The sequence below is a fragment of the Pseudomonas sp. AP3_22 TE3818 genome, from assembly GCF_053628995.1.
Window position 1 is genome coordinate 3,756,973 of sequence record NZ_JBRJHL010000001.1, and the last position, 22,245, is coordinate 3,779,217.

At 62.1% G+C, this 22,245-nt stretch carries 16 protein-coding genes and 1 pseudogene; 11 read left to right on the forward strand and 6 right to left on the reverse strand.

Translation table 11 applies throughout. From position 1 onward, the window contains the following. Positions 1–113: 113 nt before the first annotated feature. Positions 114–5,011, reverse strand: a pseudogene (locus AB7M25_RS16900) (NAD-glutamate dehydrogenase). Positions 5,012–5,526: 515 nt separating this feature from the next. On the opposite strand from AB7M25_RS16900, the gene AB7M25_RS16905 reads away from it, so the two are divergent. The 7 genes from AB7M25_RS16905 (at position 5,527) to AB7M25_RS16935 (ending at position 13,015) form a co-directional block, all read left to right on the forward strand. Then, positions 5,527–5,880, forward strand: coding sequence for a hypothetical protein (locus AB7M25_RS16905; protein WP_429560826.1), 354 nt, complete (start codon positions 5,527–5,529; stop codon positions 5,878–5,880). Between the two features lie 274 nt (positions 5,881–6,154). Next, positions 6,155–7,114 (forward strand): AAA family ATPase, encoded by a 960-nt coding sequence (locus tag AB7M25_RS16910; protein WP_007979923.1) that lies wholly within the window; start codon positions 6,155–6,157, stop codon positions 7,112–7,114. Between the two features lie 5 nt (positions 7,115–7,119). Continuing rightward, on the forward strand, positions 7,120–8,064 hold the full coding sequence (locus AB7M25_RS16915) for a DUF58 domain-containing protein (RefSeq protein WP_007979925.1): 945 nt from the start codon (positions 7,120–7,122) through the stop codon (positions 8,062–8,064). After that, positions 8,061–8,555, forward strand: coding sequence for a DUF4381 domain-containing protein (locus AB7M25_RS16920; protein WP_007979927.1), 495 nt, complete (start codon positions 8,061–8,063; stop codon positions 8,553–8,555). Before AB7M25_RS16915 ends, AB7M25_RS16920 begins: the two co-directional genes overlap by 4 nt. Next, positions 8,548–9,630 carry a vWA domain-containing protein gene (locus AB7M25_RS16925; protein WP_454237681.1) on the forward strand — a complete coding sequence of 361 codons (1,083 nt, stop codon included), beginning with the start codon at positions 8,548–8,550 and terminating at the stop codon, positions 9,628–9,630. The genes AB7M25_RS16920 and AB7M25_RS16925 overlap by 8 nt, the downstream gene beginning before the upstream one ends. Beyond that, on the forward strand, positions 9,627–11,366 hold the full coding sequence (locus AB7M25_RS16930; RefSeq protein ID WP_454237682.1) for a VWA domain-containing protein: 1,740 nt from the start codon (positions 9,627–9,629) through the stop codon (positions 11,364–11,366). The genes AB7M25_RS16925 and AB7M25_RS16930 overlap by 4 nt, the downstream gene beginning before the upstream one ends. Next, positions 11,363–13,015: a BatD family protein gene (locus tag AB7M25_RS16935; protein ID WP_454237683.1), complete on the forward strand. Its 1,653-nt coding sequence runs from the start codon at positions 11,363–11,365 to the stop codon at positions 13,013–13,015. Before AB7M25_RS16930 ends, AB7M25_RS16935 begins: the two co-directional genes overlap by 4 nt. Before the next feature lie 12 nt (positions 13,016–13,027). Here AB7M25_RS16935 and AB7M25_RS16940 read toward each other — a convergent pair whose 3' ends face one another. Then, positions 13,028–14,605, reverse strand: coding sequence for an ATP-binding cassette domain-containing protein (locus AB7M25_RS16940; protein ID WP_429560829.1), 1,578 nt, complete (start codon positions 14,603–14,605; stop codon positions 13,028–13,030). 62 nt (positions 14,606–14,667) lie between these two features. Between AB7M25_RS16940 and AB7M25_RS16945 the strand changes: the two genes are divergently transcribed. The 4 genes from AB7M25_RS16945 to AB7M25_RS16960 all read left to right on the forward strand — a co-directional run bounded on the left by AB7M25_RS16945 (position 14,668) and on the right by AB7M25_RS16960 (position 20,900). Beyond that, the gene (locus AB7M25_RS16945; protein ID WP_454237684.1) at positions 14,668–15,165 is read left to right on the forward strand and encodes a BatD family protein; all 498 of its coding nucleotides are present in this window, start codon (positions 14,668–14,670) and stop codon (positions 15,163–15,165) included. Between the two features lie 259 nt (positions 15,166–15,424). Then, entirely contained in the window at positions 15,425–16,669 is a 1,245-nt protein-coding gene (locus tag AB7M25_RS16950; protein WP_454237685.1) for an exonuclease SbcCD subunit D C-terminal domain-containing protein, read from the forward strand. After that, positions 16,666–20,307, forward strand: coding sequence for an AAA family ATPase (locus AB7M25_RS16955; protein ID WP_454237686.1), 3,642 nt, complete (start codon positions 16,666–16,668; stop codon positions 20,305–20,307). Before AB7M25_RS16950 ends, AB7M25_RS16955 begins: the two co-directional genes overlap by 4 nt. Then, positions 20,304–20,900, forward strand: a complete 597-nt coding sequence (locus AB7M25_RS16960; RefSeq protein WP_454237687.1) for a glutathione S-transferase — start codon at positions 20,304–20,306, stop codon at positions 20,898–20,900. The genes AB7M25_RS16955 and AB7M25_RS16960 overlap by 4 nt, the downstream gene beginning before the upstream one ends. Before the next feature lie 163 nt (positions 20,901–21,063). Here the strand turns inward: AB7M25_RS16960 and AB7M25_RS16965 are convergent, their stop codons facing one another. From AB7M25_RS16965 to AB7M25_RS16980, 4 genes are all read right to left on the reverse strand, one after another. Next, a complete protein-coding gene (locus AB7M25_RS16965) occupies positions 21,064–21,321 on the reverse strand; it encodes a hypothetical protein (RefSeq protein WP_429560832.1) in 258 nt (85 codons plus the stop codon). Next, positions 21,318–21,530, reverse strand: coding sequence for a hypothetical protein (locus tag AB7M25_RS16970; RefSeq protein ID WP_007979947.1), 213 nt, complete (start codon positions 21,528–21,530; stop codon positions 21,318–21,320). The genes AB7M25_RS16965 and AB7M25_RS16970 overlap by 4 nt, the downstream gene beginning before the upstream one ends. Before the next feature lie 115 nt (positions 21,531–21,645). Further along, positions 21,646–21,771 carry a hypothetical protein gene (locus AB7M25_RS16975; RefSeq protein WP_256357711.1) on the reverse strand — a complete coding sequence of 42 codons (126 nt, stop codon included), beginning with the start codon at positions 21,769–21,771 and terminating at the stop codon, positions 21,646–21,648. A 191-nt stretch (positions 21,772–21,962) separates the two neighbouring features. Continuing rightward, positions 21,963–22,142: a hypothetical protein gene (locus tag AB7M25_RS16980; protein ID WP_007979950.1), complete on the reverse strand. Its 180-nt coding sequence runs from the start codon at positions 22,140–22,142 to the stop codon at positions 21,963–21,965. Between the last annotated feature and the right edge of the window lie 103 nt (positions 22,143–22,245).

Sequence of the window (22,245 nt, forward strand, 5' to 3'; positions counted from 1 at the left end):
TGATCCACTGTGGGAGCGGGCTTGCCCGCGATGAGGCCCTCCTGATCACTACAAAAACTCAAGAAAAAAAGCCCCGCATCTCTCGATACGGGGCTTTTTCATTCAACGCCTGATCAGGCCGCCGGTTCCAGCTCGGCGGCGACAGCGGCAGGCACTACCGCTTGACCGCTCAACGCCAGGTCCAGCAGTTCGCGGTTGGCCACCGCGTACATGGCGTAGTCAGTGCCGCTGGCGGCACGGATTTCCACCAGCATGGCGCGCCAGCGTTCGATCATGCTTTCGTGCTGCGCCATCCACAGGGAAAGCCGTGTTTCCACGTCCTGGGTGCCGTCGCCCTGTTGCAGGACCGAGATGGTGATCGCGCGTTGCTGCCAGTCGACGTCATCGCGGAACGCTTCACGGGCCAGGGCCTGCCAGTTGTTTTCAACCGGCAGAGCGCTGATCTGTTGCATGTACCAGGTGATGTCCAGCGCGCTACCCACGGCGAAGTAAGCCTTGGCTACCTCAGCCGGATCCTGGCCAGTCACGTCGGAAGCCTCGATGATCGGCAGCAGGGTGTACAGGTGCGAGGTACCCGCCACCATACGCGCCAGCAACTCCGGCACACCGGCTTCGACGTAGGCCTGATAACGGCGCTGCCAGGTTTCACGGATCTCACCGCTGAGCAGCTCGTCGAGCTTCAGGCCCAACTCTTTCAAGTGCGGACCAAAGTGCGCGACGTCACGGGCAGCGTTCTGCTCGTTGCGACGGGCACGCAGGAACCAGCGCGTGGCGCGACGGCCCAGGCGCATCAGCTCGTCCATCAGCTCCAGTTGAACGTCGGCCGAAACCTGGTAATCCAGGTTTTCGATCTGACGGAACCAGTGCGGGAGATGGAAAATGTCACGCACGATCACGTAGGCGCCGGCCACGTTCGCCGGGCTCATGCCGGTCGACTCTTTGAGTCGTTGAACGAAGGTGATGCCCATGTGGTTGACCAGATCGTTGGCGATCTGGGTGCTGACGATTTCGCGCTTCAGGCGGTGACGGCGCATGGCCACGGAGAACTTGCTCACCAGGGTTGGCGGGAAAGCGGTTTCCATGTCGCGGGTCAGGTAGTCGTCGTCCGGCACCAGGGAGCCCAGCAGCTGCTCCTTGAGGTCGATCTTGCTGTAGGAGATCAGCACCGACAGCTCGGCACGGGTCAGGCCATGGCCTTGCGCGACACGCTCGTTGATCGCTTCTTCCGACGGCAGGAACTCGATGGCACGATCCAGCTTGCCACGGCCTTCCAGGTCGTTCATCAGGCGCTTGTATTCGGCAATCCGCGGCAAGGCGCGACGGGCTGCCAGGGACAGGGCCTGGGTCTGCTTGTAGTTGTTGCCCAGCACCAGACCACCGACTTCGTCGGTCATGCTCGCCAGCAACTGGTTACGTTGCTTGTCGGTCATGTCGCCGGCCTGAACCACTTCGTTCAGCAGGATCTTGATGTTCACTTCGTGGTCGGAGCAGTCCACGCCACCGGCGTTGTCGATGAAGTCGGTGTTGGAACCGCCGCCATTGAGGCCGAACTCCACACGACCCAGTTGGGTCATGCCCAGGTTACCGCCCTCGCCCACGACTTTGCAGCGCAGTTCGTTGCCGTTCACGCGCAGTGCATCGTTGGCCTTGTCGCCGACATCGGCGTGGCTTTCGCTGCTGGCCTTGACGTACGTACCGATACCGCCGTTCCACAGCAGATCCACCGGCGCCTTGAGCAAGGCGTTCAGCAGTTCGGTCGGGGTCAGCTTGTCGGCCTCGATGTCGAAGCGCTCTTTCATCTGCGGGGAAATCGCGATGCTCTTCGCACTGCGCGAGAAGATACCGCCGCCTTCGGACATGATGCTGGTGTCGTAGTCCGACCAGGCCGAACGCGGCAGGTCGAACAGGCGCTGACGCTCGGCGAAGCTCGACGCCGGCTCAGGGTTCGGATCGATGAAGATGTGCAGGTGGTTGAACGCCGCGACCAGCTTCAGCTTGTCGGACATCAGCAAGCCGTTGCCGAACACGTCACCGGCCATGTCGCCGACACCGACCACAGTGATGCTGTCTTCCTGGACATTGATGCCGCGCTCGCGGAAGTGGCGCTGTACGCCGACCCACGCGCCCTTGGCGGTGATGCCCATTTTCTTGTGGTCATAACCGGCCGAGCCGCCGGACGCAAACGCGTCACCCAGCCAGAAGCCGTAGTCGATGGCGATGCCGTTGGCGATGTCGGAGAAGGTCGCGGTGCCCTTGTCCGCCGCCACGACCAGGTACGGGTCATCGTCGTCATGACGCACGACGTTGGCTGGCGGTACCAGTGCGCCGTCCTTCAGGTTGTCGGTGATGTCCAGCAGACCCGAAATGAAGATGCGGTAGCAGGCGATGCCCTCGGCCGCGATCTCGTCACGGCTGCCGCCCAGTGGCAGGCGACGCGGCAGGAAGCCGCCCTTCGCACCCACCGGCACGATCACCGAGTTCTTCACTTGCTGGGCTTTTACCAGGCCCAGCACTTCGGTACGGAAGTCTTCTTCACGGTCGGACCAGCGCAGGCCGCCACGGGCAACGTTGCCGAAGCGCAGGTGCACGCCTTCGACGCGCGGCGAATACACGAAGATTTCGAACTTCGGTACCGGCTTGGGCAGCTCGGGAATCAAGTGCGGGTTGAACTTGAAGCTGAAGTACGACTTGTTATGGCCGTTGGCATCGGTCTGGTAGAAGTTGGTGCGCAGGGTGGCCTTGATCAGGTCCAGGTAGCGACGCAGGATGCGGTCTTCGTTCAGTACCTGGACGTCGTCCAGGGCGCTGAGAATCGCGTGTTCCAGGCGCTGTTGCTTGTCGTCCAGGTCATCGCTGGTCAGCTTGCGCGCCAGGTAGAAGCGGGTCTTGAACAACCGGGTCAGCTCGCGAGCGATGTCGGTGTGGTTGTTCAGGGTGCTGGCGATGTAACCCAGGTCGAAGCCCAGGCGGATCTGCTTCAGGTAACGGGCGTAGGCACGCAGCAGCGCCACGTCACGCCATGGCAGGCCGGCGGTCAGTACCAGACGGTTGAACGCGTCGTTCTCGGCATCGCCACGCACGATGTGGACAAATGCGTCCTGCAGCGTGTCGTTAAGCTGCTGGATGTCGAGTTCCAGGCCTTCGGCGGCAGTGAACGCGAAGTCGTGAATCCAGAATTCGCGGCCATTGCTGTGACGCAGGTGATACGGGAACTCGCCCAGCACGCGCAGACCGAGGTTTTCCAGGATCGGCAGGACGTCGGACAGTGCCAGCGGCGTATCGGCGTGGTACAGCTTGCAATGCAGCTGGCGCTGACCGGCGACCTGGCCCAGTGGCTGATAGAAGCTCATCACCAGCGGGTTTTTGTCGCTCAGGCTCAACAGGTGCTGCATGTCGACCACAGCGGAATGCGCGGCGAAACGCTCGCGGTAACCGGCCGGGAAGCCTTTCGGGAAATCGGCCAGCACGTTGGTGCCCTGGGCTTCACCGAAGCTCTCGACGGTCAGTGCGGCGTAGTCGTCCTGCCAGCTGCGGCAGGCCTGCACCACTTCTTTTTCCAGCAGCAGCGGGTCGATGTCGAGGCGGTTTTTCGGATCGACGCGCAGAATCAACTGCACGCGGGCCAGCACGGACTCGGAGAAGAAGGTCCAGAATTCGCAGTCGGTGGCTTTCAGGCGATCCATCAGCACTTGCTGAATCTTCTGGCGCACTTCGGTGGAGTAGATGTCGCGCGGCACGTAGGCCAGGCAGTAGCAGAAACGGCCGTACGGGTCTTTGCGCAGGAACACGCGAATCTTGTTGCGCTCCTGGATCTGCACGATCGACATCACGGTGCTGAACAGCTCGTCCACCGGGGTCTGGAACAGATCGTCGCGCGGCAGCACTTCCAGTACCTGCGCCAGTTCCTTGCCCAGGTGAGCCTTGGCCTGGAAGCCGGAGCGGTGTTCGATTTCCTCGACCTTGCGGCGGATGTACGGGATCACCCGCACGCTCTCGCCATACACCGACGAGGTGTACAGGCCCATGAAACGCGCATTCCTTGATGACCTTGCCGTTGGCGTCGATTTCGCGGATCGACACGTAGTCCGGGTAAGCCGGGCGGTGTACACGGCTTGGGTGCGCGGCCTTGGCGAACGACAGCAGGGTCGGTTCGCGCAGGTAGTTCACGGCGTAGTCTTCGATGTGCCGGTCTTCGTTGGTCAGACCGGTGCGCAGCAGCTTGGTCAGGCCGAGGAAGGAGTTCGGGTCATATTCGATATGGCCGCCATCTGCCTGATCGACCACGGTGAACTCTTCATAGCCGAGGAAGGTGAAGTGGTTGCCCACCAGCCATTCCAGGAAGCTCTTGATTTCGTTCTTCTCGTCGCCATCGACGGCGAACTGGCTGTTGTCCAGCTTGGTCAGGATCTCCTGGACCTTGGCCTTCATCGGCTCGAAATCGCCGACGGCCACGCGGACTTCACCGAGCACCTGCTCCAGCTCTTTGCTCAGCACATTGAGCTCGGCGGTGTTGGCGCAGCGGTCGATTTCCAGGGTACATCAGCGATTCTTGCTGGATGTCGTCGCCCTGGGTGCCCTTGGGCAGGATTTCCAGCAACTCGCCCTTGCTGCCACGACGCACGCTGAGCACGGTGGTTTGCAGGGTATGGATGCTGTAGCCGCGGCGGTTCAGCTCGGTACGCACCGAGTCCACCAGGAATGGCAGGTCGTGGTGCAGCACTTCGACCGCCGTGTGGGTCGACTGCCAGCCGTGGCGTTCGTAATCGGGGTTGAAGACGCGCACTTGCGGTTGCGCGTGATCGAAGCGCTCAAGCAGGCGCCATGCAGAAAGGGTGCAGCCGGCAAGGTCGGACAACCGACGCTGGGTCAGCTCATCAAGGGAAATGATGCCGAAGAATTGTTCAGCGAACAGCGCCACTTGTGGCAGTGCCTGTTCACTGATGTGCTGCGCCAGTGCCGCTTGCAGTTGGTGCTGGAAGTCGGCTTTGCTGGCTGCGGTGAAGAACGCCATCTGTGGTACTCCGCTTGGGCTTGTTATTGATGAAAGCGTCGCGCGAAACCCCTTTCGGGGCTACGTTTCAAAGCTAGCCGTCACCCGGTTCCTGATTCTCGGGCAGAGGAAACAGGGTGACAGGTGGGTGAAGCTGGACGAGACACTCAGGTCACATTCACCTTCCGTGAATGGGCATCTGCAAAAACGACTGGGCCGGGTGCAGCGCAATGTCTTTACGGGTGCTCATCCGTTGCGCAGCTTAACGAGTGCGGCAAGGCCCATGCTTGCGGTGCTGCGACATATTCGGTCATCGGCACGCTGCTCAAGGCATGCGCATCGAACAACACTAGCATTCGCACAGAAAAATGACGGTTATCCATCCGGTTTTACGGGACATCCGTACCAGAAATGACCAGTAACACTCTGCCCGTTCACGACCCGGTCACTGATACGCGAACGAGCAGAAATGTGCGCGGGCTGGCAGAATCGCCCCCTTGTTGCGTTTACCACGCCCGTCGAGCCAGGAATTTCCCATGAAAATGAAAACCGCCCTCTTGATCGTCAACCCTTGCGATGACGAAGAAGACGACATGGCCATGCTTTGCTGCCACAGCGACCAGGGCGAAATGTTCCTGATGAGCCGCTACCCGGACGAGGATGAACTGGAAATCACCCTCGACGGCGAGCCTTCGACCCTGGATGGCGTGAAAGTAACCCTGAGCCCTTCCCTGCTGAAGATCGAAATTGCGGCGGCAGATGCCGATGCGCTCAATGGGGATGATGTGCTTGAGATCACCTTTGATGCCGACATGACGGATCTGGCTGAAGTGGAAGAAACCTTGCAGAACATTCTCAAGGGTACTGGCACCTACATCAGCCAGATTTAATGGTGCCTTCGCGAGCAAGCCCGCTCCCACAGTCGACCGCGTTATTCCGGCAAGAATGCGATCAAATGTGGGAGCGGGCTTGCTCGCGAAGAGGCCCGAAAGAACACCACCAGCCTGCAACCTGTAGAAAGTTCCTACAACGATTGCCAACCATTTCCTGCACTTTGCGCAAAATGCCGTTAGTCGCCGCCCCCCGCGATGGATTAAAGTAACGCCCCCAGCCCTGGCGCATTTTCGAACGTCCTCGGCCACCCTTTTGCAGGAACAGTCATCGATGGAACATCGTGAAGCGCTGCTCGCGCTGCGAACCTTTCTTTCAACGCAGATTCTCGGCCAGGAAAAACTCATCGAGCGCTTGCTCATCGCCCTGCTCGCCGACGGCCACATGCTGGTCGAAGGCGCCCCTGGCCTGGCCAAGACCAAGGCCATCAAAGAACTCGCCGAAGGCATCGAAGCCCAGTTCCACCGCATCCAGTTCACCCCTGACCTGTTGCCGGCCGACATTACCGGCACGGAAATCTACCGCCCGGAAACCGGCAGTTTCGTGTTCCAGCAAGGCCCGATCTTCCACAACCTGGTTCTGGCGGACGAAATCAACCGCGCCCCGGCCAAGGTCCAGTCGGCGCTGCTCGAAGCCATGGCCGAGCGCCAGGTCAGTGTCGGGCGCAGCACCTACGAGCTGTCGCCCCTGTTTCTGGTGATGGCCACGCAGAACCCGATCGAGCAGGAAGGCACATACCCCCTGCCTGAAGCCCAGCTCGACCGCTTCCTGATGCACGTGAAAATCGGCTTCCCGGACGCAACCGTTGAACGCAAGATCCTGCAACAGGCCCGTGGTGAAGCGCTCAACGGCGAAACCAAGCCCGAGCGCCGGGTCAGCCAGCAGGCCATTTTTGCCGCGCGCAAGGAAATCCTCGGTTTGTACATGGCCGACGCCGTGGAGGAATACCTGGTGCAACTGGTCATGGCCACCCGCATCCCGGCCAAGTTCGACCCGGAGATGGCCGAGTGGATCGCCTATGGCGCCAGCCCGCGCGGTTCGATTGCCCTGGACCGCTGCGCCCGCGCCCACGCCTGGCTGGCCGGCCGCGACTTCGTCAGCCCGGAAGACATCCAGGCCGTGCTGTTCGACGTGTTGCGCCATCGCATCATTCTTTCCTTTGAAGCCGAAGCCGCCGGCATCGATCAGGACCGGGTGGTCCAGCGGATTCTCGACGTCGTAGCCGTCGCTTGACCCCGATGAACGCCAGCCTGCCGCCCGAGCCGGGCATCCGTGTCAGCCTCGCCGACCTGATCGAGATGCGCCATCGCGTGCGCGAAGTGCAGCTTTTTTCCACGCCGAGCCAGCGCAGCCCGCTGATCGGCCTGCACCACTCCAAACTGCGCGGACGTGGCGTCGACTTCGATCAGGTGCGGGTCTATCAGGCCGGCGACGATGTGCGCACCATTGACTGGCGCGTGACGGCCCGTACCCAGGAACCCCACACCAAGCTGTTCCACGAAGAGCGTGAGCGACCGATCTTCATCATGGTCGAACAGAGCCGCCGGCTGTTTTTCGGCTCGGGCCTGATGTTCAAGTCGGTGCTCGCCGCCCAGGCCGCGAGCCTGATCGGTTGGGCCGCCCTGGGGCACAACGACCGGGTCGGCGGGCTGGTGTATGGCGACAACGAGCACTACGAAATCAAGCCTCGGCGCAGCAAGCAAAGCCTGCTGCAGTTGCTCAACCGGCTGGTGCGGGTCAATCAGTCGCTCAACAGCGAAAGCGAGCCGGACCGCGACGCCTTTGGCATTGCCCTGCGCCGCGCCCGGGAAGTGTCGCGCCCTGGCAGCCTGGTGATCGTGATCTGTGACGAACGCGCCCTCTCGGACAGCGCAGAGCAACAGCTGAGCCTGTTATCGCGCCATTGCGACCTGTTGCTGCTGCCATTGTCCGATCCGCTGGACCATGCCCTGCCCGCCGCCGGCCTGTTGCGTTTCGCCGAACGCGGCGCGCAACTTGAACTCGACACGCTGAATTTCGACCTGCGCCAGACTTACCGGGCCCAGGCCGAAGCACGTATCGCTCGCTGGGAACTGCTCGCGCAGAAGCTACGGGTGCTGATGATGCCGTTGAGCACTCAGAGCGAGATGGTCGAGCAACTGCGCGAGTACCTGAACCCACAGAAACCGGGGAAAGGCCGATGAGCAGCCTTGATCAACTGCAACCGCTGATATCCCCGCCACCGGTGGAATTCTGGCCTCCGGCACCGGGTTGGTGGCTGCTGCTGCTCGTGGTCCCACTGATCGGTCTGGGCCTGTGGAAGCTGCGTCGCTTCATTCCGCAAAAACGCCCCGTGGTACGTGCCGAACAGCCGCTTGACCCGGTACGCCTGGCGGCCCTGGCCGAGCTGGCACTGATGCCCAAGCCTTACGACGGTGCGCCGGCCGGTGCCTGGTTGCAGCAACTCAACGGCCTGCTCAAGCGTCTGTGCCGCAACCACTATCCCTACAGCCAGAGCCACACCCTCAACGGCCGCAAATGGCTGGCGTTCCTCGACAATCGCTGCCCGGCGGCCGGCCTGACCCGCTGGATGGTGCTCGTGGAAGGCGCCTACAAACCCGAATGCAAACTTGACGACAAGGCCATTGCCGGCCTGACCCAAGCCGTCGATACGTGGATTCGCAAACATGTTTGAATTCGCCTGGCCGTGGATTTTTGCCCTTGCGCCGCTGCCGTGGCTGATGCGCATCCTATTGCCGGTGGCCGACAGTGGTGAACCGTCCCTCAAGGTCAGCTTCCTCAGCGACCTGGAAGGCCTCGCCGGGCGACGCGCCCGGGCCAACCTGCCAGCCTGGCGCCAGCAGGCACCGTTCATCCTGCTGTGGCTGTTGCTGCTGGTCGCGGCGGCTCGCCCGCAGTGGCTCGGCGAACCCCTGCCGATCGCCGCCAGCGGCCGTGACCTGCTGGTGGCAGTGGACGTTTCCGGGTCCATGGATTTCCCTGACATGCAATGGCAGGACGAAGACATCAGTCGCCTGTCACTGGTCCAGCATCTGCTCGGAGACTTCCTCGAAAGCCGCGAAGGTGACCGGGTCGGGCTGATCCTGTTCGGAAGCCAGGCCTACCTGCAGGCACCGCTGACCTTCGACCGCCACACCGTGCGCGTCTGGCTCGATGAGGCGCGCATCGGCATCGCGGGCAAGAACACCGCCATCGGCGATGCCATCGGCTTGGCCCTCAAGCGCCTGCGTCTGCGTCCGGCCACCAGCCGCGTGCTGATCCTGGTGACCGATGGTGCCAACAATGGCGGTGAAATCGACCCGCTCACCGCTGCGCGACTCGCCGCCAAGGAAGGCGTGAGAATCTACCCGATCGGCATCGGCGCCGATCCGGAGCAAAGTGGCACGGTCGGTTTTCTCGGCGTGAATCCGAGCCTGGACCTGGACGAACCGTCCCTCAAGGCCATCGCCGAGGCCACGGGTGGCCAGTATTTCCGTGCTCGCGACGGCAAAGAGCTGCAGGCAATCAAGGACACCCTGGACCAACTGGAGCCCGTGGCCCAGCAACCCACCCAGGCCCGGCCGACTCAAGCGCTGTACCACTGGCCACTGGCCCTGGCGCTGTGGTTGAGCATGCTCCTGGTGGCCCCCGTGCTCTGGCCGGACAACCCCTTGCAACGCCTGTTTACCAAGGATCTGTTCTTGCAAACCCAACTGCTGCCTGACTGGCGTCAGCGTCTCAAACGCCTGCGCCTGCGGAGGCGTCGATGAGTGCGCTGTGGCCGTACTGGTTCCGCCCCGGGTGGCTGCTGCTGCTGCCGGTGCTTGGCTGGTTGCTCTGGCAACTCTGGCACCGCAAGAAGCGCGCCGGGCGCTGGCAAATGATTCTGCCACCGGCCTTTCACGCCGCACTGCTCAGTGGCGGCAGTGGCCGTGACAGCAAACTGCCCTGGATCGCCCTCGGTCTCGCGTGGCTGTTGACCGTGCTCGCCCTGCTCGGTCCGGGTTGGCAGCGTGTCGAGCAGACCAGTCAAAAGCCCGCCGACCCGCTGGTGGTGGTGCTCGAGCTGACCCCGGAAATGCTCGCCACCGACGTCATGCCCAACCGCCTCGAACAGGCGCGACGCAAGTTGTTCGATCTGCTGCAGATTCGCAGCGACGCGCAAACCGCCATCGTCGTCTACGCCGGCAGTGCCCACACGCTGGTACCGCTGTCGGATGATCTGTCCACCAGCCGCAATCTGCTGGACGCACTGAAGCCGTCGTTGATGCCGGAGGCCGGGCATCGCGCCGATCTGGCGGTGACCAAGGCCCTGGCACTGCTCGAACAAGCAGCGCTGGGCGATGGCCGGATCCTGCTGATCGGTTCGTCCTTGACCGAACAGGAACGGCTGGGCATCCGTCATGCGCTCAACGGCAAATCGACGCAATTTCTGATGCTTGGCATCGGCACCGCCGAAGGCTCGCCCATCACCCAGGAGGACGGCAGTTTCCTCAAGGATGAACAAGGGGCCATTCTCGTGCCGCGCCTGGACGAGCCCGGCTTGAAGGGTTTTGCCAACGACCTGGATGGACGCTTTCGTCAGGCACGCCTGGACGACAGTGACCTGCATGCCCTTGGCCTGTTCGACGGCCCACGCCACCTGCGCAACGACGGTCAGACCCTGCGCCTGGACACCTGGGCCGATCAAGGTTACTGGCTGTTGCTCCCGCTCCTGTTGCTGGCGGCCTGCGCGGGGCGTCGCGGCTGGCTGCTGTGCCTGCCGCTGCTATTGGCATTGCCTCAACCAAGCTACGCCTTCGACCTCGTCGACCTGTGGTTGCGTCCCGACCAACAAGGCGTGCACCTGCTCAAGCAAAAGCGCCCGGCCGAAGCCGCCCGGCGCTTCGAAGACCACCAGTGGCAAGGCGTGGCGCTCTATGAAGCCGCAGACTATGCCCGCGCCGCCGAGCGGTTCGCAGAAGGCAACGATGCCCACGCCCACTACAATCGAGGCAATGCCCTGGCCAAAAGCGGTGAGCTGGAGGCGGCCCTGGACGCGTACGAACAGGCGCTGGAACGTCAACCGGATTTGCGCCCGGCGCTGACCAACAAGGCGCTGGTGGAAGAGCTGCTCAAGCAGAAAAACAGCCCGCCCGCCCCGGAACCGGACCCTTCCGCCAGCGACGAACCCCAGGCCATGCAACAACAGACTCCACCCGGTGTTTCATCGCAGTCTTCGGACAACGGTGAGCCGCAGACGCAAGAACCGCCGGCCGACTCCAACACCAGGCAACCACAGGTGTCGCCGCCCAGACCGGGCACCAATGAAGTGCCCGGCAGCGAGCTGGGTGACGAACAGCACACCACGCCGCCCTTGCGCCCTGCCACCGACAGTATCGAAGGTGAACAGCGTCAGGCATTGGAGCAGTGGTTGCGGCAGATCCCGGATGACCCCGGTGAGCTGCTGCGGCGAAAATTCTGGTACGAACAGCAACAACATCAGGATCAGGAAAAAACTCGATGACCCGCTTCACCGTTTTATTGCTCGCGCTGTTGCATGGCTTGTTGTTCTGCTCTGTCCAGGCGCAGGCTGCAGAGCTGGCCGCCAGTGTGGACCGCAGTCGCCTGAGCTCAGGCGAGACGGTCGAGCTGACCCTGGAATCCACCGACGTGACTCAGTTCGGCAAACCCGACCTGACACCGCTTGAGCCGTTGTTCGAAGTGCGCGGCACCCGCCAGGTCAACCAGTTGAACACCCTCAGCGGTGAAAACCAGGCCGCCACGCGCTGGATCATCACCCTCCTGCCCCGGCAAAACGGCAGCGTCGTGATTCCGCCACTGCAACTGGGCGAACTGCAGAGCCAGCCGATCACCCTGCAAGTGGTCGAGAGCGAAACACCAGACAACCCGAACAAACGCGCCCCGGTGTTCATCGATGCCAGCCTCGATCAAACCAGCGTGTACGTTCAGGCCCAGACAGTCCTGACCCTGCGCATCTACCACTCGGTGTCGCTGTACGACGACAGCAGCCTGCCACCCTTGCAGATACCTGACGCACGCATCGAACAATTGGGCGACTCACGCACCTACGAAAAAGACATCGATGGCCTGCGCCACGGTGTGATCGAAATGCGCTACGCGATCTACCCGCAACACAGTGGCGAACTGATCATTCCGGCACAGGTCTTCAACGCTGCGCTGGTCGACGCACAACCGGTACAGGACAGCGCCGCCCAGGGGCCGAAATCCGGCAAGCTGATGCGCGTCACCTCGGCCGAACTGCTGTTGACGGTCAAGGCCAAACCCATCACCTGGCCGGCCGATGCCCCCTGGCTGCCTGCGCGCAGCCTGACCCTGAGCGAAAGCTGGAACCCGGAGCCGGACCATACCCAGGTCGGCGATTCACTGACCCGCAGCCTGACGGTGACGGCCGAAGGCTTGTCCAGCACCCAACTGCCACCGCTGCCCGGCACCGATGTCGGCGGCCTGCGCCGCTACCCGGATCAACCGGTGCTCGGCAACCAGAACAGCGAACGCGGCCTGGTCGGCAGCCGTGAAGACCGCGAGGCCCTGGTGCCGACACGGACCGGCGCCATCGAACTGCCCACCGTCGACGTGGTCTGGTGGAACACTTTCGAAGACCATCTGGAACACAGCAGCCTGCCTGCCCGCACGCTACACGTGGCGGTCAACCCGAGCCTGGTGGTCGACACCCCGGCCGGCACGTCTGCGGTCGAAGCCGGCGCCGACAGCGAAGCCCTGTGGCGCTGGAAGCTCAGCACCCTGTTCCTGGCCTGCACCACCCTGCTCGGCTTCGGCCTCTGGTGGCGTGGCCGCTGGCAACCGGCGGTGGCGCGCACTGCCCAAACCGGCCCGAGCCCGCGCACCGTACTCGACGACCTCAAGCGCGCCTGCCTGGCCAATGATTCCCACGCCACCCGCCAGGCCCTCGACGCCTGGGCCCGGCAACAACCGGAAACCCTGGCCGACATGGCCGCCCGCTTCGTGCCACTGTCCAACGCCCTCGACGGCTTGAACGGCGCGCTCTACAGCGAAACCGGCCAGTACTGGCAAGGTGACGAGCTGTGGCGGGCGATCAAGGCGATTCCGATGGCCGAACGGGTGCAGGATGTGGTTGGCGACAGTGGGTTGCCGCCGCTTTATCCGAAATGATTGTTTTAAGCTTTAGAGATGAAACTCAGCATCCAGATGAATAGCGTGTAAAAAAGCGCAATCGTGAGAAACCACGATCAATGCCCCTTGATACTGATTGAGCATCTGCTCCAGCGCGATTCGACTGGGCAAGTCCAAATGGTTATCCGGTTCGTCCAGCAACAGCAGTTGCGGTGGACGCTGTGCATACAACTGCGCAGCGAGCGCTATTTTCAGGCGTTCGCCGCCACTCAACTGGCAAGTCTTGAGCATCGCACGGGCAGCATCAATCCCCATCTGCGCCAAGCGGGTTCGCGCCTCGGCTTCGGGTAACTCAGGATTGCTCTCGTAGAGCCATTGCACCGCCGTGCGTTCGGAGTGCTGCAACCCGGCGTGTTGATCCAGCCAGCCGACATGGCAGCTACGGATGAGTTCGCCTTCGCACACCGGCAGTTGGCCGGCGATCACTCGCAACAACGTCGACTTACCGCTGCCGTTGGCGCCCAAAATCGCCATGCGCATAGGCCCGGTCAGCGTCAGATTGATCGGTGCCGCGTAACCGAACGGGAGAATGACGTCGTTGAGCTGCACAATCAGCTTGCCATTGGGCACTACGCTTTCCGGAGACAGCATCATGCGTTGAATGTCGGGCGCACACCGCGCCCTGGCCTCGGCGATTCGTTGTTGCTGCTGTTCCCGGGCCAACTGCTGGTTCAGGCGCAACTTGCCCTGGCTGTTTTCGCTGCGTTCTTTCTGGGCGTTGGTGATGAGTTTGGTCTGGTTACCATCGCGAGCCTGACGGTCGCCACGGGCATTACGTCGCTGCTGACGCTCCATCTGTATGACCATCTCGCGTTGCTCGCGCTTGGCCTGCGCCCGCTCACCTTGCAATGCCGACTGGAACGCCTGCTGCTCCTGCTCGCGCGCCACCGCATACTGACTGTAGTTGCCGCCATAAGCCGCCAGCCCCAATGGCGACAGCTCGACGATTTCGTCCATGTGTTCCAAAAGCCCTCGGTCGTGACTGATCAACACCAGGCCGCTCGGCCAGCGATCGATCTGCTGCGCGAGCTTGTGTTGCTGATCCCTATCGAGGTGGTTGCTGGGTTCATCGAGAATGAGCCAGTCGGCTCTGGAGAGCCATGCCCCCAGTAGTGCCACCCGCTGTCGCTCGCCACCACTGAGTGCGTCGGTGCGGGAGTCGGCGTTCAAATGACCCAGCCCGATCTGCGCAAGCTGCGCCTCAAGACGAGTGGCACAGTCCCATTGGTCGACCGCCAGCGAATGGTCGTCCTCGTCGACGCTACCTTGAGCAATGCGATCCAGCGCCGCCAGAATAGGGGCGACCCCGGCCAGCGCGGCAACACTGGGATAGCGCTCCGGTTCCAGTAACTGCGCCACGGCGTAAACCCGCCCTTCGCGACGGACGATGCCGCTGGTGGGCTGTTGCTCCCCCGTCAGGAGCCGGCCAAGCAAGGACTTGCCACAGCCATTGGCGCCGACGATTCCCGTGGCCCTGGGACTGAAGGTGTGGTTCAAGTGATCAAACAATACGCGCCCGTCGGGCAGGTTGAACGACACTTGATCAAGTTGAAGTAACCGTTGAGTCATGACACTTCCTTATGCAATCGGCCCGATAAGCACTGAACTACTCCCTGATGGTGCGTAACAGCATGCCCGCCCTGATAGACGTCGAAAGATCCTGTGTCACCCTCAACACCAGACGTCCCGGAGGCCAATGTACCTCGACCAGGTGCGCCCCTCTACCAACACCAAGATCGAAAGATCGCAGCCTGCGGCAGCTCCTACATGGGACATGCGCATATCCTGTAGGAGCTGTCGCAGGCTGCTTTTTTTGCCTTCTGCATTCCCGTCCTTTTCCCAGTAAACTCTCCCCCCCTTTCGCCGCCTTCATTTTTCACGCGGCCATCACCTATTTTTGTACCGGAGTCCGCCTTGCCCTTGTTCCACACCTCCGGCTGGCACCTCGGGCAGAAACTGCACGGTCAATTCGTCGGTCAAAGGCCAGCCTGAACGGCGCGCTCTACAGCGAAACCGGCCAGTACTGGCAAGGCGACGAATTGTGGCGGGCGATCAAGGCGATTCCGATGGCCGAACGGGTGCAGGATCCGGTCGGCGACAGTGGGTTGCCGCCGCTTTATCCGAAGTAACGCCGAACCAAGGATTATGTCAAACCTGTAGGAGCCGGCTTGCCGGCGAAACCCTCTTCGATCTTGCGCAGCCCTCCAGGCCGCCATCGCTGGCAAGCCAGCTCCTACGGACCGAAAGTTTTTGACAGAAAGGGGGCTGCTGCAGACCTGTAAGGGCAAAGGCGTTCAGCATCCCGCTGTGTTTGCCAGTAAACTCTCCCCCCTTTCGCCGCCTTCATCTTTCACGCGGCCATCACCTATTTTTGTACCGGAGTCCGCCTTGCGCTTGTTTCACACCTCCGACTGGCACCTGGGGCAAAACCTGCACGGCCAGGATCGCGATTTCGAACATGGCTGTTTTCTTGACTGGCTGTTGCGCCAGCTGAAGCTGGATCAGCCGGATGTGCTGTTGATCGCCGGCGATATCTTCGACACGGTCAACCCGCCCGTCAAAGCCCAGGAGCGTCTCTACGACTTCATCGTCAGCGCCCACGAGCAGCAGCCGTCGCTGACCATCGTGATGATTGCCGGCAACCATGATTCCGGCTCGCGGATCGAACTGCCCGCGCCATTGATGCGGCGCTTGCGCACCCACGCGCTCGGCCGTGTGCTGTGGCTCGACGACGGGCAGCTGGATGCCGAGCGCCTGTTGTTGCCGTTGCCTGACGCCAGTGGTGCGATCGCCGCCTGGTGCCTGGCGCTGCCATTCCTACGCCCGGCGGAAGTCACCGGCGCACATTTGGGCGACAACTACCTGCGCGGGATCGGTCAGGTTCACGAATGGCTGATCGAAGCGGCCAACGCCAGGCGCACGCCAGGCCAGGCACTGATCGCCATCAGCCACGCGCACATGGCGGGCGGCTCGGTGTCGGAAGACTCCGAGCGCAGCCTGATCATCGGCAACGCCGAAGCCCTGCCCGCCAGTCTGTTCGGGCCGAGCATCAGCTACGTTGCCCTGGGCCACCTGCACAAACCGCAGAAGGTCAACGGCGAGGAGCGCATCCGCTACAGCGGCTCGCCGATTCCGCTGTCGTTCTCCGAGATCAGCTATCAGCACCAGATTCTCGACATCACGCTCGACGGCGAAACCCTGGTCAGCGTCGAGGCGAAACTGATTCCCCGCGCGGTCAACCTGCAACGCATCGGCCCGGCACCCTTGAGCGAGATCCTGCTGCAGCTGGCGGACCTGCCGGACATCGACCTGTTGGCCGACATCCAGCGCCAACCCTGGCTGGAGGTGCGGGTGCGCCTCGATGAACCGCAGCCCGACCTGCGCAATCAAGTGGAAACCGCCCTGCAAGGCAAGGCCGTGCGCCTGGTGCGCATTGCCGCCGAGTACGCCGGCAACGGCGGCCGTGACGGCGTCGATGAGGGCAGCACGCTGATCGAGCTGGACCAGCTCACGCCCCAGGAGCTGTTCAGCCGCGCCTGGCAGGATAACTACGGCAGCGAAGTCGACGAGCAAACCCTCAAGGACTTTGCCGAGCTGTTGCAGGACGTGCAGATGGAGAGCGAACAGCCATGAAGATTCTCGCGATCCGCCTGAAAAACCTTGCCTCACTGGCCGGCCCCTTTGAAATCGACTTCACTGCCGAACCCCTGGCCAGTGCCGGACTGTTCGCCATCACCGGCCCCACCGGTGCCGGTAAAAGTACGTTGCTCGATGCGTTGTGCCTGGCGCTGTTTGGCGCCGTACCCCGCCTGAACAACACCGGCCGCGATGCCAAGGTGCCGGACGCCGACGGCGAAATCGGCACCGGCGACCCGCGCACCCTGCTGCGTCGCGGCACGGGTGAAGGCTATGCGGAGGTGGATTTCGTCGGAGTCGACGGCCGCCGTTACCGCGCCCGCTGGGAAGCCAATCGCGCCCGGGACAAGGCTGCCGGCAAACTGCAGGCCAGCCGCCAGAGCTTGCGTGACATCGATCAGGACCAGTTGCTGGCCAGCCAGAAAGGCGAATACAAGGCTCAGCTCGAAGCCGCGCTGGGGCTGAACTTCGAACAGTTCACCCGTGCCGTGCTGCTGGCGCAAAGCGAGTTCAGCGCGTTCCTCAAGGCCGACGACAACGACCGCAGCGAACTGCTGGAGAAACTCACCGACACGGCGCTCTACACCCGCCTCGGTCGTCGCGCCTTCGACAAGACCAAGGAGGCTCGCGAGGTTCACAAGCTGCTGCAGGATCAGGCCAGCGGAGTGACGCCGCTGGCGCCGCAGGCCCGTGCGGAACTGGATGAGCGCTTCAATGCCGCGCAGCAACAGCTGAAGTTGCAGCAGGCACAACTCAAACAGCTTGAGCAGCAGCACACCTGGCTCAAGGATTTGCGTCAGTTGCAGGACGCTCAACACGCCGTGACCGAGCAACTTCACAGTGCCCAACAGCAGTGGGAAGGTTTGGCCGGCGAACGCTTGAAGCTGACACGGCTGGAACAACTCGGCCCGCAACGGCACCAGTTCGCCCGCAAAACCGAACTCGATGCACTGCTGACGCCACTGGCCGCACAGGTTGCTGCCCATACCCGGCAGCAGCACGAGCTGACTGAACGCCAGACGTTGCTGGAGCAAAACCTCTCTGCCACACAAATCGCCCTGAGCGAAGCCCAGCAACGACAAACCGAATGTGCGCCGCTACTGCGTCAGGCCTTCGAGGAGCAAAGCACCCTCGCCCGCCTGGCCAAAGACACCGCCCTAAGCGCCGACGCGAAGCACACCGCAGAACAAGCCTGCATCCAGGGCCAAAGCGCCATCCAAGCCTTGCTGGAAAAGCAGAACCAGGTTGCCGAACGTTTGCAGCGTATCGCCACCGAGCTTGAGCACAGCGGCCATCTGGCACCGCTCAGCGACGCGTGGCATGCCTATCGGGATCGCCTGCAACAGTTGATGTTGATCGGCAACCGCTTGAACAAAGGTCAGGCCGAGCTGGCGACCCTCGAACAAAACGCCACCCGCTACGGCGAAGAACTCGCCTTGCAAAAGCAGCAACTTGAAGTGCTGTTCAAGGAGGCCGGCGCGGAGCCGGACGCCGTGGCCGAGCAGATCGGCATCCTCGGCAACCTGTTGCAGGACAACCGTAAACAGCTGCGCGCCATCGAAGACCTGACGCGGCTGTGGGCCAGCCAGCAGGAACTGGACAAGCGCGGCGCCGAACTGCAACAGCGTCAGCTCGCCGCGCAACAGGAACGTGAGCGCCTGACTCAGGACGGGGTGAAAACCAAAGCCGAACTGACGGTCGCTGAACAAACCCTCAACGTCACCCGGGAACTGCTGGAACGCCAACGTCTGGCCCGCAGTGCGAGTGTCGAAGAGTTGCGCACGCAGTTGCAGGACGACCAGCCGTGCCCGGTCTGCGGCAGTCATGAGCATCCTTACCATCAGCCCGAAGCGCTGCTGCAAAGCCTCGGTCGCCACGATGAAAACGAACAGGCACTCGCGCAGCAAGCGGTGGACCAGCTCAAGGAAAAGCTCACCGAATTGCGCGCCGAGGTGGTGGGCGTCATCGCCCGGCAAAAGGAGCTGCTGCAACAACAGGAGCAACTGGACGCCCAGCAACAAGCCTTGGCACCGAGCCTCGACGCTCACCCACTGGCCGCACAGCTTCTGGACCAGGACGCCGAAAAGCGCGACGCCTGGCTGACCCGACAGAACGATCAGTTGAACCAGAGCATCGCTCAGGACGAACAACGTCAGCGCGCCCTGCTCACCCTGCAGCAGGACGCCGCGCGCTTGACCCAGCAATTGCGCCATGCCGAAACCGCGCATCAGCAAGCGGCCCAGCACCTGAGCAACCAGCAGCGCGAGCTGGGCAGCGACCGTCAACGACTCGAAGAGGAACTCACCGCGTTCGGCAGTCTGCTGCCGGCCGAAACCCTCGAAGCGCTACGGGTGGACCCTGCTGCGACGTTCATGCAGCTGGATCGGCAGATCGCCGAGCGCCTCACACAGCTCGATCAGCAAAAGGAAGAACTTGCCGAGCAGCAACAACGCCAACAGACGCTTGAGAAAGAACAGGATCGCCAGCAAACCCGCGTGCAACAGCAGCAAATCGCCGAGCAGCAATTCAGTGCACTGGCCGAACAGCAACGGGCTTGCCAGCACCAACTTGCACAACTGCTGGGCGAGCACGGCAGCGCCGAGCAGTGGCAGCAAGGGCTGGAAAACGCCGTAGAGCAAGCACGCAGCGCCCAGGCAACGACGGCGCAGGAACTGCAGCACGTACGTACGCAACGGGTGCAGATCGCCGCCGAGCTCAAGGCGCAGCAGGAGCGTTTGCAAGCGCTGGAAAACGAAGATCGCGATCTCACCGACAAGATCGCCGACTGGCGCGGCCGACATCCTGAGCTGGATGACGGTGGCCTCGAAGATCTGCTGCGGATCGACGACACGCAGGTCAGCGAACTGCGCCAACGCTTGCAACACAACGAAAAAGCCATCGAACAGGCCAAGGTGCTGCTGCAGGAGCGTGATCAGCGCTTGCTCGACCATCAAGCCCAGCACAACGGCCACCTCGATGCCGAGCAACTGGCCACTGCCCTCACCGACCTGCAACATCAGTTCGCCGTCAGCGAGCAGCACTGCGCCGAACTGCGCGCCGAGCAGGTCGAAGACCAGCGCCGGCAGAACGCCAATCAGGCCCTGGCCCAACAGATTGCCGACGCCTACAACGAGTATCAACGCTGGGCACGCCTGAATGCGTTGATCGGTTCCGCCACCGGCGATACCTTCCGCAAGATCGCCCAGGCCTACAACCTCGACCTGCTGGTGCATCACGCCAACGTGCAATTGCGCCAACTGGTGCGCCGTTATCGCCTCAAGCGCGGCGGCAGCATGCTCGGGTTGCTGGTGATGGACACCGAAATGGGTGACGAACTGCGTTCGGTGCATTCGCTGTCCGGTGGCGAGACCTTCCTGGTATCGCTGGCACTGGCCCTCGGCCTGGCATCGATGGCATCGAGCACGCTGAAAATCGAGTCGCTATTCATCGACGAAGGCTTCGGCAGCCTCGATCCGGAATCCCTGCAACTGGCCATGGACGCCCTCGACGGCTTGCAGGCCCAGGGTCGCAAGGTCGCGGTGATTTCCCACGTACAGGAAATGCATGAACGGATCCCGGTGCAGATCCAGGTCCGCCGCCAGGGCAACGGCCTGAGCACCCTGGAGGTGAAATGAACACGCTGTATTCCTTCCGCCGCTGCCCGTACGCCATGCGCGCACGCATGGCCCTGCGTTATTCGGCAGTGGCCGTGGACATCGTCGAAGTCAGCCTGAAGGCCAAGCCCGCCCAGATGCTCGCGCTGTCGGGCAAAGGCACGGTGCCGGTGCTGAGCGCCGACGACCGGGTGATCGACGAAAGCCTCGACATCATGCGCTGGGCCCTGGCACAGAACGATCCGCAAGACTGGTTGCTCAAGGATGATCCTGATGCAGCGGCACACATTGCCCCGCTGATCGAACAGAACGATCAGGTGTTCAAGGTGCACTTGAACCGCTACAAGTACGCCGAGCGTTATCCCGAGCAGCCGATGGAGGTTTATCGCGCCGAAGGCGAGGTATTTTTGCAAAGGCTGGATGAGTTGCTGGAGGGACGCGACTATTTGCTGGCCGAGCATCCAAGCCTGGCCGACGTGGCGCTGATGCCCTTCGTGCGCCAGTTCGCCCACGTCGACCGTGAATGGTTTGCGCAGACGCCGTATCGGCGGTTGCAGGCCTGGTTGCAGCGGTTTCTGGAGTCTGAACTGTTTACCGGCGTGATGAAAAAGTAAACGCAGCCCCTGTGGCGAGGGGGCTTGCCCCCGTTGGGCTGCGAAGCAGCCCCAAGCTTTTTCGGGTCCTCCGGATTTACGGCCGCTTCGCGACCGAACGGGGGCAAGCCCCCTCGCCACAGGCAAGCCCCCTCGCCACAATGGACTCAGTGACCAGCAGGGTTCAAGCCAACACCCCACACATCCCGATCGCCGAGCAATCCACCTTGAACGGCCCGAAAACCACGCCTTCATTCCTGATCGGCGGATTGCCGGCCAGCATGCCCTGCGCGTTGGCATTTTCGATATTGCGGGCAATGTTGTGATTGGCTTCGATGGCGCGAGCCACCGAGCCCGCCGAGCCCTGTCCGATCCCCAACAGGGAGGATCCGTTGGTCATGAACGCCAGGAAGGCGATCACCCAGAGTCTGTGCCCTTTCATGCGCCGGCGACTCCTGCGAGTTCAGCCTGATCAACGCTGGCGTTTTGCGCACGGTGGTCAAACTGGATGCCGGGATGAGCGACCTGGATCGGCGCTTCGAAGCTGGATTGTGACTGGGCTGACAGGCTGACCAACAGCACCATGGCAAGGTACAGGCCGATCGCTACATAGGCGCCGTGTTTGGCAGAAGTGAGAATTGCGCTGGCCATGATGTTCTCCGCAGGCATGTTTCAATGCCCACAGAATCGATCAAAAAAGCCTGGGTCACCACTCAGGGTTATCCATAGTGATCATCAGCTTCGTTGATCATCAAGCCAGACTATTTCAGTCTTCAATAAAACTCATCAAGCGCTCGCGCGCAGCATCCGGCTCACCGGGAACAGCGTCGGATGCCGACAAAATAGGGGTGGAATAGAGAAACAGAAGAACCAATGCCAGACGCGTCACCATGCTGCCGATCCTTGCCGTGAGGAGGAGTCAAAAAATCAGCGTCAATTTAAACGTATGGCTATGTGATATCAAGCGCGACATTGATAGCAAAGTGATGCTATCGCAAATGCGTTATGCAGGAGCGACATCACTCTGATCGTTTTCAACGATCATCAGTGACTTCGCTCCTGCATAAAGGCAGGGGGAGAAGTTCAGGCTTGGGTCTTGTGATCCAGCGCGGCGTAGAAGTTGGCGCTCTGTTGCAGGTATTTCTGGGTGTAGCTCTGGGTGTGGGCTTTTTTGTCGCTGATTTCAACGTTGGCACTGGCTGGCAGCGCAACGGTGGCAGAAATGGCGGAAGCGGCGATAACAGAGAAGATGTTGAAGTTCATGGCGGTATTCCTCGGATTCAGTTGGCTTGCTTGCCCGGTGGGGCCGTGAAGCAAACTTAACCCTCGAGGGTTCATGCCTTGAAATGCTTTGTAGCAGTACCAG

Coding starts and splice junctions, on each gene's coding strand:
- AB7M25_RS16905 (WP_429560826.1), top strand. CDS start 5,527: ATGAAAATGAAAACCGCCCTCTTGATCGTCAACCCTTGCGATGACGAA.
- AB7M25_RS16910 (WP_007979923.1), top strand. CDS start 6,155: ATGGAACATCGTGAAGCGCTGCTCGCGCTGCGAACCTTTCTTTCAACG.
- AB7M25_RS16915 (WP_007979925.1), top strand. CDS start 7,120: ATGAACGCCAGCCTGCCGCCCGAGCCGGGCATCCGTGTCAGCCTCGCC.
- AB7M25_RS16920 (WP_007979927.1), top strand. CDS start 8,061: ATGAGCAGCCTTGATCAACTGCAACCGCTGATATCCCCGCCACCGGTG.
- AB7M25_RS16925 (WP_454237681.1), top strand. CDS start 8,548: ATGTTTGAATTCGCCTGGCCGTGGATTTTTGCCCTTGCGCCGCTGCCG.
- AB7M25_RS16930 (WP_454237682.1), top strand. CDS start 9,627: ATGAGTGCGCTGTGGCCGTACTGGTTCCGCCCCGGGTGGCTGCTGCTG.
- AB7M25_RS16935 (WP_454237683.1), top strand. CDS start 11,363: ATGACCCGCTTCACCGTTTTATTGCTCGCGCTGTTGCATGGCTTGTTG.
- AB7M25_RS16940 (WP_429560829.1), bottom strand. CDS start 14,605: ATGACTCAACGGTTACTTCAACTTGATCAAGTGTCGTTCAACCTGCCC.
- AB7M25_RS16945 (WP_454237684.1), top strand. CDS start 14,668: ATGCCCGCCCTGATAGACGTCGAAAGATCCTGTGTCACCCTCAACACC.
- AB7M25_RS16955 (WP_454237686.1), top strand. CDS start 16,666: ATGAAGATTCTCGCGATCCGCCTGAAAAACCTTGCCTCACTGGCCGGC.
- AB7M25_RS16960 (WP_454237687.1), top strand. CDS start 20,304: ATGAACACGCTGTATTCCTTCCGCCGCTGCCCGTACGCCATGCGCGCA.
- AB7M25_RS16965 (WP_429560832.1), bottom strand. CDS start 21,321: ATGAAAGGGCACAGACTCTGGGTGATCGCCTTCCTGGCGTTCATGACC.
- AB7M25_RS16970 (WP_007979947.1), bottom strand. CDS start 21,530: ATGGCCAGCGCAATTCTCACTTCTGCCAAACACGGCGCCTATGTAGCG.
- AB7M25_RS16975 (WP_256357711.1), bottom strand. CDS start 21,771: ATGGTGACGCGTCTGGCATTGGTTCTTCTGTTTCTCTATTCCACCCCT.
- AB7M25_RS16980 (WP_007979950.1), bottom strand. CDS start 22,142: ATGAACTTCAACATCTTCTCTGTTATCGCCGCTTCCGCCATTTCTGCC.